The sequence below is a fragment of the Phragmitibacter flavus genome (assembly GCF_005780165.1).
In the GTDB taxonomy this organism is placed as follows: Bacteria; Verrucomicrobiota; Verrucomicrobiia; order Verrucomicrobiales; family Verrucomicrobiaceae; genus Phragmitibacter; species Phragmitibacter flavus.
This window is the reverse complement of record NZ_VAUV01000003.1, coordinates 263,948-278,667: the sequence shown is the minus strand read 5'-3', so window position 1 is coordinate 278,667 and position 14,720 is coordinate 263,948. Positions and strand designations below refer to the sequence as shown.

General features: G+C 56.0%; 15 protein-coding genes. 10 read left to right on the top strand and 5 right to left on the bottom strand.

Annotated features, from left to right (window positions below):
- Positions 1–36 precede the first annotated feature (36 nt).
- The 4 genes from FEM03_RS04595 to FEM03_RS04580 all read left to right on the top strand — a co-directional run bounded on the left by FEM03_RS04595 (position 37) and on the right by FEM03_RS04580 (position 4,781).
- A complete protein-coding gene (locus tag FEM03_RS04595) occupies positions 37–2,187 on the top strand; it encodes an SUMF1/EgtB/PvdO family nonheme iron enzyme (RefSeq protein ID WP_206170871.1) in 2,151 nt (716 codons plus the stop codon).
- A 118-nt stretch (positions 2,188–2,305) separates the two neighbouring features.
- Positions 2,306–3,208, top strand: a complete 903-nt coding sequence (locus FEM03_RS04590) for a hypothetical protein (protein WP_138085010.1) — start codon at positions 2,306–2,308, stop codon at positions 3,206–3,208.
- A gap of 95 nt (positions 3,209–3,303) precedes the next feature.
- Positions 3,304–4,263 carry a sugar phosphate isomerase/epimerase family protein gene (locus FEM03_RS04585; RefSeq protein WP_138085009.1) on the top strand — a complete coding sequence of 320 codons (960 nt, stop codon included), beginning with the start codon at positions 3,304–3,306 and terminating at the stop codon, positions 4,261–4,263.
- A gap of 23 nt (positions 4,264–4,286) precedes the next feature.
- Positions 4,287–4,781 carry a hypothetical protein gene (locus tag FEM03_RS04580; RefSeq protein ID WP_138085008.1) on the top strand — a complete coding sequence of 165 codons (495 nt, stop codon included), beginning with the start codon at positions 4,287–4,289 and terminating at the stop codon, positions 4,779–4,781.
- Between the two features lie 17 nt (positions 4,782–4,798).
- Here the strand turns inward: FEM03_RS04580 and FEM03_RS04575 are convergent, their stop codons facing one another.
- Both FEM03_RS04575 and FEM03_RS04570 read right to left on the bottom strand, forming a co-directional pair.
- On the bottom strand, positions 4,799–6,412 hold the full coding sequence (locus FEM03_RS04575; protein WP_138085007.1) for a cation:proton antiporter family protein: 1,614 nt from the start codon (positions 6,410–6,412) through the stop codon (positions 4,799–4,801).
- Between the two features lie 71 nt (positions 6,413–6,483).
- On the bottom strand, positions 6,484–7,134 hold the full coding sequence (locus FEM03_RS04570) for a 3-keto-disaccharide hydrolase (RefSeq protein WP_166442624.1): 651 nt from the start codon (positions 7,132–7,134) through the stop codon (positions 6,484–6,486).
- A gap of 542 nt (positions 7,135–7,676) precedes the next feature.
- Here FEM03_RS04570 and FEM03_RS04565 point away from each other — a divergent pair.
- The 3 genes from FEM03_RS04565 to FEM03_RS04555 all read left to right on the top strand — a co-directional run bounded on the left by FEM03_RS04565 (position 7,677) and on the right by FEM03_RS04555 (position 9,178).
- A complete protein-coding gene (locus FEM03_RS04565; protein WP_138085005.1) occupies positions 7,677–7,976 on the top strand; it encodes a hypothetical protein in 300 nt (99 codons plus the stop codon).
- A gap of 15 nt (positions 7,977–7,991) precedes the next feature.
- Positions 7,992–8,474, top strand: coding sequence for an RDD family protein (locus FEM03_RS04560; RefSeq protein ID WP_138085004.1), 483 nt, complete (start codon positions 7,992–7,994; stop codon positions 8,472–8,474).
- Positions 8,475–8,536: 62 nt separating this feature from the next.
- Positions 8,537–9,178: a DUF6928 family protein gene (locus FEM03_RS04555; protein WP_206170870.1), complete on the top strand. Its 642-nt coding sequence runs from the start codon at positions 8,537–8,539 to the stop codon at positions 9,176–9,178.
- Positions 9,179–9,340: 162 nt separating this feature from the next.
- On the opposite strand, the gene FEM03_RS04550 is transcribed toward FEM03_RS04555, so the two are convergent.
- Positions 9,341–9,691, bottom strand: a complete 351-nt coding sequence (locus tag FEM03_RS04550) for a winged helix-turn-helix transcriptional regulator (protein ID WP_138085003.1) — start codon at positions 9,689–9,691, stop codon at positions 9,341–9,343.
- 121 nt (positions 9,692–9,812) lie between these two features.
- Between FEM03_RS04550 and FEM03_RS04545 the strand changes: the two genes are divergently transcribed.
- The 3 genes from FEM03_RS04545 (at position 9,813) to FEM03_RS04535 (ending at position 12,056) form a co-directional block, all read left to right on the top strand.
- Positions 9,813–10,421 (top strand): nitroreductase family protein, encoded by a 609-nt coding sequence (locus tag FEM03_RS04545; RefSeq protein ID WP_138085002.1) that lies wholly within the window; start codon positions 9,813–9,815, stop codon positions 10,419–10,421.
- Positions 10,418–11,476 (top strand): NAD(P)H-dependent flavin oxidoreductase, encoded by a 1,059-nt coding sequence (locus FEM03_RS04540; protein ID WP_138085001.1) that lies wholly within the window; start codon positions 10,418–10,420, stop codon positions 11,474–11,476. The genes FEM03_RS04545 and FEM03_RS04540 overlap by 4 nt, the downstream gene beginning before the upstream one ends.
- A 106-nt stretch (positions 11,477–11,582) precedes the next feature.
- Complete coding sequence (locus tag FEM03_RS04535; protein WP_138085000.1) at positions 11,583–12,056, top strand: DUF3592 domain-containing protein; 474 nt, start codon at positions 11,583–11,585, stop codon at positions 12,054–12,056.
- A gap of 207 nt (positions 12,057–12,263) precedes the next feature.
- On the opposite strand, the gene FEM03_RS04530 is transcribed toward FEM03_RS04535, so the two are convergent.
- Positions 12,264–13,934: an FAD-dependent oxidoreductase gene (locus FEM03_RS04530; RefSeq protein ID WP_138085143.1), complete on the bottom strand. Its 1,671-nt coding sequence runs from the start codon at positions 13,932–13,934 to the stop codon at positions 12,264–12,266.
- Positions 13,935–13,959: 25 nt separating this feature from the next.
- Positions 13,960–14,718 (bottom strand): RraA family protein, encoded by a 759-nt coding sequence (locus tag FEM03_RS04525; protein WP_138084999.1) that lies wholly within the window; start codon positions 14,716–14,718, stop codon positions 13,960–13,962.
- Positions 14,719–14,720: the final 2 nt, after the last annotated feature.

The following is a 14,720-nucleotide window of genomic DNA, read 5'->3' as shown; positions in this document are numbered from 1 at the left end:
CCCTCCGAAAAGACCCGGATCGTGCGGAGCACCCTGTTGCGCACAGAGTTCGCCGTGGTCCATGAGAGCGCGAGTGCTGAAGACGCGGTGGAGATTGCTCAAAAGCTGCCACAGCTCGATGTGCTGGTGGCCGAAGGGTTGCTGGGGGAATTTACTGGATTTGATCTCCGAGATGCCATCCGTGAAAAGTTTCCCGAGCTCCATGCAGTGTTTACCTGTCGGGCTGATGTTAGTGCGTTTAGGGAATTCATCGGCGACGATCCGGTGTTGATGGAACCTATCGACGAGCGGCTGCTGATTGAGAAAATTCGTGCCTTGTTCCCGGGTGACGACGGCGAGCCTGAAATTCGCTTCGTGCCATTGGTGTCGAAGCCTCCAGTCGCCGCCATTGTTCCACCGACATCACCTCCACCAGCGCCATGGTTGTCGCCGGACCGAGTAGTTGTGCCTCCCGCACCTGCGCCCGCTCCTGCACCTGCGCCAATGTTGAGTCCGTTGCTGGCTCAATCCAAACCGGAGCCAACGCCCGAACCCGGGCCGCCGATGATGGCCACCCCCGAACTGCCCCCCGTGTCCGTTGCTTTGGAAAGTGTCGAGGAGGAGGAACCGCCGATCTTAAAACCCGGGACGGTGTTGGGCAGTTACGTGATCCAGGAACGTTTCTACAACGAACGCACCACCGAAACCTACCGTGCCCTTCAGCAAGGGGTGGCCCGCGAAGTGGCGTTGGTGCTGCTGAAGCCGGAGTTTGCCAATGACAAGGACACGCTGGTGGATTTTCTCGAACGGCAACGCATCAAAGCCTCCATCAGCCATCACCGGATCGCGCCACTTTATGAGTCGGTGCAGTCCGGTCCCTACCAGTTCTACACCCGGGAGCTTCCGCATGGCCGCACCCTTCAGCAATGGCAGGCCAGTGGTCGCAAATTCAACGAAAAGATTCTCGCCGATCTTGTCGCCGGGGTGTCGGATGCGATGAGCTACGCCACCCAGCGCGGTTATCACTATCGCATGCTCACAGCGCGCGACATCTTCATCGACAGCGAGAACAATCCCAGCATCGTCAACGTTTTCCGACCTGCCGCAGCGATTCCTCGGGACTTTGCCTCCGACACCAAACGTTTCATCGCCCTGCTGCGTCCGGTCGCTGACGGCCCCAGGTCCCGCCATCTGCTTGACGATCTCGGCAACGATCTGGAGGACTGGGAGGAGTTGCGTGAACGCGCCCATGATTTCCAGGAGGAGTTTCGTGAGCGCAGTTTGTTGAAACGTGCCGACACCAAAGAGGCCCAGGACATCCAGGCCAGCCAGTCGGCCACCATTCCCATTTGGATATACGTTCTCACCGCGCTGATCATCATCGGCCTGATCGTGGGCATTTTTGTGCGGGGCAAAGTGGAGGCAAACGGTTCCGCGCCGCCCGTGCAGCAGGTGATGACGGCAATTCCTGCCGGTCCGTTCGGCTTCCAGAAAAACGACCGGCGCACGTTGCCTGCCTTTTGGATCGACACCCACGAAGTGACCATTGGCCAGTATGCCGAGTTCCTGGCAGCACTCGCGGCTGATCCATCGGCGGCGAAACGTTTCAACCATCCCGATCAACCCCCATCCAAAACCACCCATCAACCCGCCCTCTGGGATCCATGTTACACGGCGGCCACCACCGGCGTGTTGTTCAACAACCAGCGCGTGGATCTCAACACGCCGGTATTCGGTGTCGACTGGTGGGATGCCTACGCTTATGCGCAGTGGAAGGGCCGCCGTCTTCCCACCGAGGAGGAATGGGAGAAAGCCGCCCGCGGCACCGATCGTCGCATGTATCCCTGGGGCAACAACGCCGACGCCAAAAACGCCAATCTCGGGCTCGATTATCTGCCAAAAGAAACCACGGGTGGAAACATCGACGGATCAAACCTCTGGGCTCCCGTCAACGAAATCAAACTGGACGTCAGCCCCTACGGAGTCATTGGCATGGGCGGCAACGTGGAGGAATGGACCGGCACTTGGGCGAGTCATCCGGACTTCCCGGACTTCAAGGTTCCGATTGTTCGTGGCGGTCACTTTGCGCTACAAAAGCTAGGCAGCATCCTCACCGACCGCACCTATCCTGACACTCCCGAAACCACTTCATCGACCCGTGGATTCCGCACCGCGAGCGACACCGCACCTGCCCCTGCGCAGCCCTGATTCCACGGCCTAACCGTCCCGTTTGGAACCTTGAATGGCAAAAACTCCGCCAAAATCGGCGCTGCATCATTCTTTTGTCTTCTGTCTTCCCGACTTTTGCCTTATTTTCTATACCCACATGATCCGCGTTCCCTCCCTCCAACCACTGCTGCTGTGTTTGTGTTTGGCCGCCTGCCTGTTTGCCAGCCCGTCCCAGATCCAGGCCCAGTTTCAGACCAATGTCACCCTCAACAAAGAGACCTATCTCATTTATGAGGGCATTGAAGCCACCGTCACCATCACCAACCGCTCAGGAGCAGACGTCGTCATGGGCGGTCCACGCGGCGGGCCTTGGCTGGGATTCAACATCACCGATCCACGCGGTCACCAAGGACCGACCATCAGCATGGACGGGGCCGATCCAATCATTTTCAAGAGCGGCACCACCATCTCGCGCAAGGTTGCCATTTCGAAGGGATACAGTTTTTCGGAATACGGCAACTACTTCATCGCCGCCACCGTTTACCACGCCCCCAGCCAGCAATATTACAGCTCCAACCGCGCCCGCGCCAACTTCACCGGTGCCAAGGCGTTCTGGGAACAGAGTTTTGGCGTTCCACTGGGACTGCCCAGCGCCGGTCAGGTCAGGCGATACACCCTTACCTCCATGCGTGACATCGATCGCACCTACCTGTATGTGCGGTTGCTCGATGACCGCAGCGGAGCCAACATTTCCACCTTTTCCCTCGGCAGCGCCATCATGGTGACTGATCCACAGGTGACGGTCGACAGGGAAAACAAAATGCATGTGCTGTTCATGACCGTGCCGCGAATCTATTCGCATGTCGTCATCGACAGCCAGGGTAAAATCTTCCGGCGTAACTATCATCGCGAAACCGACGCCGAACGTCCGCAGCTGGCCGTGCAGACCGATGGCAACATTGTGGTCTCAGGCGGTTATCCCTACGATCCCGCGATTGAGGCGGAACAGGAGAAAGTCAACCGGGGGCGTTCGATCGGCGAAAAACCACCGGGTCTTTAATTGGCTGGCAACACCGCACAACAAAACAAAAGGCAGCGACCAGCGCAATAGTTGCATCGTCGTTGCGTATCTTTGTCCTTCAAATTCATCCCATCATGGAACGCAGAAACTTTCTCACCTTCGCCGCCAGCGCCGCTGTCGGAATCGGCACTGCCACCAAATCTGCCGCTGCAGAAACCAAGGCTCCAACCGATGCCACTGGGTCGGCACTTCGTTATCAAAAAGGCGTCAGTCCCTGGCCAATCTGTCTCGACACCGCCACCATCCGGCCCGCCACTCTGGACGACAAAGTCAAATTCGCCGCTGAGGCCGGGTATGATGCGATTGAACCCTGGGATCGTGAACTGGAAGCCTACGAAAAAGAAGGCGGCAATCTCAAGGATCTCGGCAAAAAAATCAAAGATCTGGGTTTGTTTGTTCCCAGCATGATCGGACTCTGGAACGCCCTGCCTCCCACCCAGGAAGCCTTCGACGCCTCCCTGGTGGATACCCGCCGCCGCATGCGCATGGCGGCCGATGTCGGTTGCGAGCACGTCCAGGTCATCGGCAACACCGCTGGCGAGGATTGGGACCAAAAATGGGTGGCCGCCCGTTATCGCGACCTCATCGAAATCGGCATCAACGAATTTAACCTCCGTCCTGCCCTGGTCTTCGTAAAATTCCAGCCGATCAAAACCTTCGGACAGGCCATGGGCATTGCGCTGGATTCCAATCACCCCAAGGCCATGGTCATTCCAGACACCTTCCACATGCACATCAGCGGCGGTGGATTTGAGGCATTGAAACACCTGAAGGGCGACAACATTGCCATCATCCAATTTGCCGATGCGCCCGCCGCTCCGGTGATTGACGAGATGAAAGATGCCGACCGCGTTTATCCCGGCGATGGCGTTTTGCCACTCCCCGCGATTCTTAAAGACCTCAAGGCCACCGGATTCAAAGGCTGCGTTTCCCTCGAACTCTACAATCCGAAGTATTGGGAGCAAGACCACCTGACCGTCGCCAAAACCGGACTCGAAAAAACCGTCGAGGTCATCCGCAAGGCCGGGGTTTGATGCGTTTTTGCTGAACCACCCATATGACGAAGAAAAAAGGACTCGTTGGATGCGCGGCGGTTTCCGCTGTTTTCGTCATCTTGGGCATCGTGGGGATATGGTATTTCCTTCTCAGGGAGGAGCCCACCCTCATGGTGACGATGAATGCTCCCAACGAGGTCGAGATGAATGGGGTGGTGGATCTCGTCATCACCGCCACCAACCCCCATCCAGAGCCGGTCGTGCTCGACAGCGTTGACATCAACAACGACTTTCTGAAGGGCTTTCAGGTGGTCAATGTGCAGCCCACTCCCTCCGACTCCATGTCGGTGTTTGTCTTGAAAAGTTGGAGTTTTGGCAGCGAGCTCCAACCGAACGAAAGCATCGACATCAAGTTCACATTGAAAGCCATCAAGGTGGGCCGCTTTGAGGGTGAGATCGATGTATGCAATCCCAATCAGGACTTCATCACCCTGTTCGCGGACATCATCGTGAATGAAACCAAGTCAGGTTCCGCAGAGCCCTCTCCCAACCCTTGAAAGGGAGATGTCTCGGGTCAATCCTTTGACTTCAAAGGCACCACCAAATCAGGACGCTGCTGACTAAATACCTTGCTCACGTGCTGGGCAAAACCCGCACCGGCTTCGTTGTAGAGGTTGAAAACCGTATCCAATCCCAGCGCGCGAAGCTCCTTCATCTCGTCATCAAACTTCGCAGTGGCCGCGACCACTCCCTGATAGTCATTGCGTTTCAGCGTCTCGGCGGCATGCAGGTTGGCGCTGTGTTTGGGCATTGCCAGCACGACCAGTTCAATCTGATCCTTGAACTGCACCCGATGCCAGAAATCGGAGTCCGTCGCATCCGCCAGCACCACATTCCGTCCGGCCTCCCGGTGAATTTCCACCTGCGCGGGATCACGATCAAAACCGATCACTTTTCCCGAAAAACGGTTGCTCATCACCTGGTAGGCCGACAAACCCACGCGTCCCATGCCGAAGATCGCAATCTGCTCCCCGTTCAGCGTCACCGGCAGATCATCGGGATGCTGCCCCGTCGTTTCAAAGCGATGCAGCCAGTCGCTGAGCCGGTCATAAAACAACTCGGCCTTTCGGTTCAAAGGTGCGGCTAGCAGGATGCTCAACGAAAGCGCAATCGCCACCACCACCAGCCACTCAGCCGGCATCCAGTTCTTGCCCACCGCCAGCGCCATCACGATCAACCCAAACTCACTGTAAGATCCCAAGGTCAATCCGCCCATCCACGCCGTGCGCGCCCTCAAATGGCAACGCGTCAGCAAGGCAAAGAACAGCGCAATCTTGAATGGCAGCAACAGCACGATCAACAGGGCCACCAGCACCCCACGCCATTCCGGCAATCCTTCGAGCCCAATGCTGAGGAAAAATCCCACCAGCAGCAGGTCAGTGATGCCGATCAGCGATTTTGACAATTCTTTCGCCTTGGCAAACTGCCCCACCAACACCCCCACAAACAAAGCTCCGAGATCCGCCTTCAACCCCACCGATTCAAACCCTTTCGCGCCCAGCACTAGGGCAAGAAAAAGTCCGCACAGGGCAATCAGTTCCCCGTGACCACAGCGCGTCATCACCCAGCCGAGAAATGGTCTCAAAGCGAGCAAGGCAACAAGCAGGCCCACCGCCCACCAGGACGGGATTTTGCCGGTAGAAGCCGTTAGAAACAGCACGGCGAGCAAATCCTGCATCACCAAAATCCCCACTGCCACCCGTCCGTGCAACGCGCCCATGTCGCCGGAACCTTCCAGCGTCTTGACGGCAAACACGGTGCTGGAAAAACTCAATGCAAACGCCAGCAGCAACGCCGTGCCCCAGTTCAATGAACCAAACATCGGCAAGCCCAAAATGCCAAGCCCCAGAAAGATCGACGCAAACAAACCCGCCGTGATCAGGGTGTGCAGCGAGGTGCCTAGCCAGATTTCCGGTCGCAACAAGCTCTTCAGGCGAAGTTTCAGTCCAATGGAGAACAGCATCAACGTCACTCCGAGATCGGAGATGGTTTGCAGCATCTCGCCACCGCTCCAGCCCAGACCCTTGAGCACAAATCCGGCGACAAGAAACCCCACCAGTGGCGGCAGCCCGAGCTGCTGCACCACCAGTCCAAAGAAAAAAGCAATGGCGATCAACCAGGCGTCCATAATGACTCCGCAGCCTTCGCCCGCGGGACAGATGGAAAAGCAATAGCCGCGCCAGCAAAGAACGCCTCAGCCTACTTTTTTTCCAGTGGACGTAGTTTGATGTTCCGGATCGCCGCCTCGGTTTGGTAAGTGGTCAGGGAAAGAGGCGCAAATTCCTCAATGGACCCGTAACGCAGCCCCACCTTTTTGCCCTTGATGTCGGCGTTGATGATCATTTCGTCGTCGCAAAAAACCTTGATGGTTTCCGAAGTCACCTGCACGCGCACGGCATACCATTTGTTGTCCTCATAACGTCGATAATGCCCCGTGGAGTTTTCCGACGCATCCATGTCATCAATGCTCGAAAGCCCCGTCACGCTGCCGCCCCAGCCGCCCATCACCAGCGTCGCGCAGGTTTTCAAATCTCCGACCGGAAACGTCAGTCCCACAAAAAAGTCCAAGCCATCCAGTCGTTTCGCTTCCAGCGAAATTTCATAATCCGAAACCGGCAGTTCCGCCGCCTTTTGATAAACCGCCCCGGTGATGCTTTCGCCCCGCCCGATGCGCAGTTCGCCGTCCTTCACCGCAACCTCTCCGCTGCCTCCAGCATCATGAGCCTTCCAGTCGCCCAGTGTTTTGCCATCAAAAAGCACAACAGCGTTTGCCTTGGCCTCCTCTGCCAGAACCGCGCCCACGCCCATCATCCCCACCCAAACCACCAAAATAAAAAAACCGTGCTTCATAGATAACACTGCAACGTTCCCGCAAGAAGATGTCTTGCGCCCCAGTGATCGCCGCCACCACAAATTCCCGATCCTCGCCCCGACCTCCATGGACTGCCGACGTATCGTCGGCCACCCCTCCATCGTCGGACCACCGACGTTTCGTCGGTCATCACTCAGTTCCCCTCAATCCCTCCAAACTCGCGCGTCTTTCGCTACCACAACCCAATCAATCTTATACCAGTCCCCCCTCAAAAATGGTTTCTTGTCGTTTTCGAATCGCTCCGCAGAAGCGCCTTTGCACTTTGTTCTGATTGAGGCGTTCACGATTTCGTCGTAGCCCATAATCAAAGGGGCGCGCTATCAAAAATTTTGTTATTTGACCTGTAAAATAACACCTCAATTCTCGCGTAAATCTCCAAAATTGAAAAATAACACCCGAAAATCCGTGTTATTTTGCATACGAAATCGGATCAACTCTCGAAAAATCTTCAAATTTGAAGGATATAGGGTGATATTATTCTTCAAAACGTCATATTAACCGACTGTTCTGCTGAAATACCATGGCATCGACATTCTTCGTTGAGCAGCGGATAGGTGAGACCTGGACGGAGCTCACCGGCCAGTTCATGAATTTCTGCATTCAGCGCAAAGGCGTAACTCGGGGCGGATGCCACGAAGGTGACGCGAACCCATCGGAGCTAGATGGACGGACCTATGCCTCGGTAGCGATTCCCGATCAGTCCCGAGACCTCGCTGACTACATCTGGGAGTGGGCAGAATTTGAGGAGCGGCGTATCCTTCCCAACCAACAATTTGCAGAACAAGCCGAGGGTGGCAAGGCTTCGCCTGCCACCTCTTAATCGTCCGGCAAAGAAATGAAAACTGAAACATACAACTACATGGGCTTCTGGAGTCGTTTTGGCGCGACCGTCATCGACACCATTTTGCTGTGCCTCGCTACCTATCCACTCTTGATTCTGATCTACGGGTGGGAATACTTCGATCTGAACCAAACACGGTTTATTGCCGGACCAGCGGATTTTTTCATTACGTGGATCGTCCCGCTTGTCGCAATTCTAGCGTTCTGGATGCAGAAGCAGGCCACTCCCGGAAAGATGGTTATTCATGCAAAAATCGTTGATGCGAAAACCGGAGAGAAGCCCATCCTGAAGCAGTGGATTATCAGATATATTGGCTACTTTGTGGGAGCAATCCCTCTTGGATTGGGCTATTTTTGGGTTGCGTTTGATGCCCGAAAGCAGGGATGGCATGACAAGATGGCAGGAACGATTGTCGTTCACACCAGGGACGACCGACAAGCCGAACATGACGGCGGACAAAACGGCTTCCAGCTGTGAGTCGCCTCGACGTTCGCCCAACCAACACACCGCACGCCGATACTATGGGAGCTAAGACATGGATGATTGCATATGTCGATAGTGGCACGAAGCTCGTTGATGTGTTTTCCGCGAGCCCTCAGCTTGACCGTGAGGCATCCAGCAAGCTGGCGATGGAGCTTTTCCCAGGCATGAAGCTGGTTCCTGACGCCGATGGATATCTGTCTTACACTTGCCCTCCACGTAAGCAGGTCTTTGCCGGTTGCTATCCCGGCGTTTCCGTTGTTGCGGCTTCCCAGCTAGGAATCGACTATCCATCGAAGTTGCCTGCGACTTATTTATCTGCGGCCAGAGGACGAGACATTTATTTCCTCGCCATGCACAGCGTTGTCGATTGGTTCGCATTCGCTATCTGGTCGAGCGGCAAGCTCACCAGATCACTCAGCCTCTCGCCTGACTCGAAGGTTTTGGAGGACATTGGCGAGCATCTTCCCTTCGAGGCACCTTACTGGTCAGGGCAGCGGAAGGTCGATTCAGATGATGACGAGCCGTATCCTTTACCATTTCGCCCGCTGGAGCTGGGAGAGGTAGCCCTTTTCCATTTTTTTGGATACTCTCTTGAGGGTGGCCCAGGCAACGACCTACCGGATGAGCCGAGATTTGATGCTGATTCCATTGTTTTGGCAGGCTTTCGAGGGAGCAAACCATGGTGGAAGATATGGTGAACAGCCACACAAGGGCGAACAAAACGGATGCAGGCAACGGCTCGAAGGCTATCTGTCGTGTCAGCAACGTCTTGCGCTCGCCGTCGCCTGATCCGAAGCGTTCCGCAAAAGAATGTCGCTGCCGCTGTGACCTCTTCCTTGGTGGAAAATAATGGCATGAGTTCATCCATCGATTCGCCGTTGCTTCAGTCGATGCCCAACCGCAACAATTGCCGCAATAGCTGGCTTTAGTTCGCAACCCAAGTCGGTCAGCGAATATTCAACGGTCGGTGGTGAAGTGGGTTTTACCGTCCGAAGAACCACGCCATCATGCGCGAGCTTCTTCAACCGTGCGGAAAGCACTTTCGCGGTGACCCCTTTGAGGTCGCCCTTCAGCTCGCTGAAGGTTCTGGAAGAATGCCCGAGATACCAAATGATGCCGGGGGTCCAAGCACCTCCGATAATGCCGAGGCACTCGCGTAGTGGGCAGGCATCAGGGGGCGGAACAACCTTGTTTTTTCGGAGCGGCACCATGGCAGGAGAGAAAGTTTCCAAATGGTAACCCGATTCTCTGGTTACCGCAAGATATGAGGTTTACAAAAGTAACTAGCGACTGATTTTGGCGGCGATGATTAACAGCCCAAATGCCCCCCCCATGCCCGCAACCGAAACCATCGAACCCCGCCGCTCCGTCAAACATTTCGACCCGGCGCACCAACTATCGGAAGAGGAGATCGCCCGCCTCATCGCGCTGGCCAAACTCGCCCCTTCCTCTTTCAACATGCAGAATTATCGTTTCGTTCTGGTGCGCGATCCGGAACTCCGCAAAAAAATCCGCGCCGTTGCATGGGATCAATCGCAGGTGACCGATGCCTCACTGCTCATCATCCTGTGCGCCGATCTCAACGCTCACTTGAAGAACCCGCAGCGCTATTGGGCGCACGCCCCGCAGGAGGTGCAGGACATTCTGGTTCCCGCCCTTACTCCCTTTTACGATGGAAAACCTCTCCTCATCCGCGACGAGGCCATGCGCTCGACCGGTTTCGCTGGCATGACTCTGATGCTCGCCGCACGCGACATGGGATACGATTCCTGCCCGATGATTGGCTTTGATGCGGAGGCGGTGTCGAAACTGATCCGCCTTCCCGAAGGCCACGCACTGAGTTTCATCCTGGCCATCGGCAAACAAACAAAACCCGTATGGCCGCGCGGGGAACGTCTTTCAGACAGCGAAGTCGTCATCCGAGACCGATTCACCTCATGAAATCAAATCTTACTGCCCGCCTTGGTTTGGTGCTACCCATCATCCAAGGCCCCTTCGGCGGCGGCCTTTCCACTGTGAAACTCGCTGCCACCGTCACCAACGCCGGCGGTATGGGTTCCTACGGAGCGCATTTGTTGGAGCCAGAGGAGATCATTCAGGTCACGAATGCCATCCGCAAGGAAACCGACGGCTCATTCGTGATGAACCTGTGGGTTGATAGCGAGGACAAAAGATCCAAGGAAGCCGATGCAACCGCCTTCGAGCGCGAGGTTTCAAAACTGGAGCCAATCTATCGCAGAAATCACGTCGCTCCGCCGGTTTTCGCGGGTTGCCATTCCGTGGATTTTGAACGGCAGGCGGAGGCCATCCTCCAAGCGCGTCCGCCTGTTTTCAGTTTCGTTTTCGGTATTCCCTCGCAGGAAATTCTCAACCAATGCCGGAAGCTTGGCATCATCACCATGGGGGCCGCCACCACGCTCGATGAAGCCCTTGCCATCGAAAACGCCGGTGTGGACATTTTGCTTGCCACCGGATTCGAAGCTGGCGGGCATCGTCCGTCATTTCTTCGATCCGCCGATGATTCGTTGCACGGCACACTGGCACTCGTGCGACAAATCGTTGAATCAGTAGAAATTCCGGTCGTCGCCGCAGGCGGCATCGCCGATGCAAAAGGAGTCGCTGCGGCCTTGTCACTTGGTGCCTCCGCAGTTCAGGTCGGCACCGCATTTCTAGCCTGCAAAGAATCTGGCGCGCACCCCACTCACAAACGAAAGCTTTTTGACCCCTCCGCCCGACATACCCGTTTGAGCGACCGCGTCACGGGGCGGCTGGCGCGTTTTATCGTCACTTCTACCCTCGAAGAATTGGAAGCAGGAGACTTGACCCATCTTGGCTACCCGATTCAGGGCGAACTCACCCGCCCATTCAAGACTGCGGAGGATGGCTTATTCTACGCAGGGCAAGGAGCTCCATTGCTGCGTCATCACGCCGCCGCAGAACTCACTCGCGACCTCGCGTCTCTCGTCACCGGTGACTGTTGCGTGGGGGACCGTTGAAGCTGAACTCGCACGTGATCAAGTTGAAAGATAAGAGTCGACAAACCGCTCCATCCAACGGCGGGTAACGCGCCAGTTTGAATTCAGGCTTCCAACCGCGCCGTGGATGAGCTATACGTTCTGCAAAGAAATGAACTCATCGCTGATATGGCCTCTGGTAGCATTTACCGGTGGAAGCTTCCTCCTCTTTTGCGGGGTTTCGACCCTATTTTGGTGGCAGAAGCGATCCCGGTGGGAACAATGCGTAGGAGTTATCAAAGATGTCAAAAGCCGGAACGATGCGGAAGGAATTTTGATGCACTATCCAATAATTGCAGGAACTCACCGCTCTGAGGATTTTCAATTTACTGGTGAAGGTTCGTCTTGCGGATATGAAGTTGGGAGCCGTATCCCAGTAAGTTATGATCCCGAGTCGAGTCGATATTTTGATTGCCACCCAATTTCTATTCTCCTGGCAATCGTTGCGCCTACCATCTTGGGAATCGCATTGTATGTTGTGGCTTGGAAACTGTATCAGAATAATAAAGAAGCAGAACAAGTCGCGTCGTGGCAATCCCTGCCAGCCGCCCTGTTTCGATGATTTACCGTATTCAACCGCCAATCCAGTGATCGACGCTCGCCCCCGCTGGTAGAGGTGCAAACGGCACCTGACAGCCGTTCAGTTTCGATGTTCCGGATCCCCACACGAATCAGCGCGAGAGCGTTCTCGCCTACAATACCAGCTCCTTGTCGTTGCTATCATTGAATGGCTGGGCATTGAGCAACTGATATCGGGAGAATTCAGCACTCACGGAAACTGCAAAACCTGACCGTCGGCCAGCAGCCTTGCTTTGAGTTTCGAATAGTCCAGCTTTTGCACGGAAAGATGTTCTTCCATTGCCAGCACCGCAGCGGTGGCGGCGGATTGGCTGGTGACCATAAAGACGGGTTCCATGCGGAGGCTGCTGAAGGCGGTGTGGCTGGCCGACAGGGCAAATGTCACCAATAGGTTTTCGCATTCGGCTGCTTTGGGGACGATGGCGTCATAGCCAATTTGATAAGGGCTAAACCCGCCACGACCACTGCCGGATTTGCCTTCGCGGGTGACGACACCGTCTTTGACGATGCGGCGGATTTCATGGGTGTCGGTGCCATAACTGCCGAGGCCGATAGATTTTGGGGCGATCTCTCGACCAAAGGTGTGATGTTCGGTCAGCACGAAATCGCTGACCATGCGGCGCGCTTCACGCACATAAATTTGATGCGGCCAGCCGCCGTTGTCGATGAACTCATCTTTGGGCAATCCGAAGCGGCGCATCTCGTCGCGCACTTTTTGTGGGACGCGCGGATCGGTGGCGAGAAAATGCAGCAGTCCGCGATGATAGTATTCATGTTCCTTGGCGATCTCGACACGCCGGGCATAACTGGCCTCCGGCCATTCGTGACTGGCGCCAGGAAGGTTGCCGCCGAAGGTCGCGGTGTTGAAATCCCATTTGTCGTTAGGCAAAGCGTCGTATTTGGAAAACCAGCGCAGGTCCATGTCATCGCCATTGGCCAGACAGGCTTCGATGAAGCGCACGACGATCTCATACCGTGCGGCGTTGTAGTTGGGTGGGGGAGTGATGGGGAGTTGGTTGTCGGGATGGCTGCTCAAACAAAGCCGGAAACAATAGGCTTGCACACCGGGAGCCGGATTACCAACGACGCCGGGATCACCTTCCTGAATAAGTGGCAGCAACCCGCTGTTTGGATCGCCCTTGATAACATAGGGATCGAGGGGAAAGTCGCGATCCCAAACACCCTGACCACCTTTCACCCTGCCATTGGGCCCAGGCTGGAGATGACCGGTGCGCGGTTGGTATTTGGCTTCGTAATAAATGCCGTTGTAACGTTCGCCATATTTGGCGTTGCCTTCGCGCATGAGGGTGTAACTGACGCCTGCTTTGGCCATCTGATCGCCTTCATAAGTGGCATCAATAAACATCTTGGCGGTGAAGACATCGCCGTCTTCGGTGGTGATGCTTGTGATGCGAGGACCGTCCTTGGTGACGGAAGTTAGTCGCGCATCAAAATGGACCCGGACACCTGCTTCCGCCGCCATCTTGATGAACAACTTCTCTGCTTGATGGGGCTCGATGGCATAAGCGCCGCCGGTGGCAGGTCCTCCAGCTTTGGATTGAAAGGGTTTGTCCCAGGCGAGGGTGACGCCGGTGGTGGCGGCCAGTTGGGTGAAATACTCGCGGGCAAAACCTCCAACAGAACGTGGGTCGCCGATGTCCACGGCACTGAGTCCACCGGCGGTCATGCCGCCAAGGTGTTTGCCGGGTTCGATCAGCACGACGGATTTGCCCATGCGGGCGGCTTGAACGGCTGCGGACCCCCCGCCGCTGGTGCCGCCGTAGACACAGAGGTCGGCGTCAATCGAAGCGGCGAAAGCGGCGGTGCAGGAAAGGAAGAGACTTGCGAGTAAAGATTTCATGAAGGCAATCAATGAAGTTTTGCTGTCACCATTCGCCGTCGCGGTGGAACTGGGCATGTGCGGCTTCGCCAAATTTTTTCCCGGCGGCGTTGATGTTGGCGAGGATCTCTTTGGTGCTGAGCCCCGAGATGTTGCGCGCTGCGGCGATCACGGTTTGGCATTCGTTGGCATCCATGAAGCGGGCTGCCTCCAACAAACCGGCTTGCTCGGCAGGTGGGATGACCATGAATCCATGTTTGTCCGCGTGGATGAGATCGCATGGGTTGACCCTTCTCCCGAAAACCTCCACCTCGACATTCCAGCGAACGGGATGCACGGCGGCATGACCGACGCAAAGCCGGCGCGCGAGAGCTTTGAACCCGGCATTGGTCATTTCATCCACATCGCGGATGGCTCCGTCGGTTATGGTGCCAACGCAGCCGAGGGCACGATGAATGTTGCTATTCACCTCGCCCCAGAAAGCACCGATGGTGCGAGGTTTGTCGAGGTCCTGAACGATGACGATCGTGGGTCCAGAAATGGAAGCCACGAATTCGCGATATTCGCTCCAGGCATTGGCGTTTACCTGCCGGTGAGCTGGATTGGAAGGTTCGATGACCACCGTGATCGCATAACCGACCATCGGCCCCATCTGTGGCATGAAGTCATGGGTGGGTTCGAGGTTGAAGGCATCGGCGCAGAGGTCGCGTTGAGTGATCTGCTCCCAGCCGTTGTAAATGGTCGGGGTGTTCCAGCGTTTGAGCTGCAACAGATCGGCGTGTGAAAGAATGGCCTTGGAGTCCATGG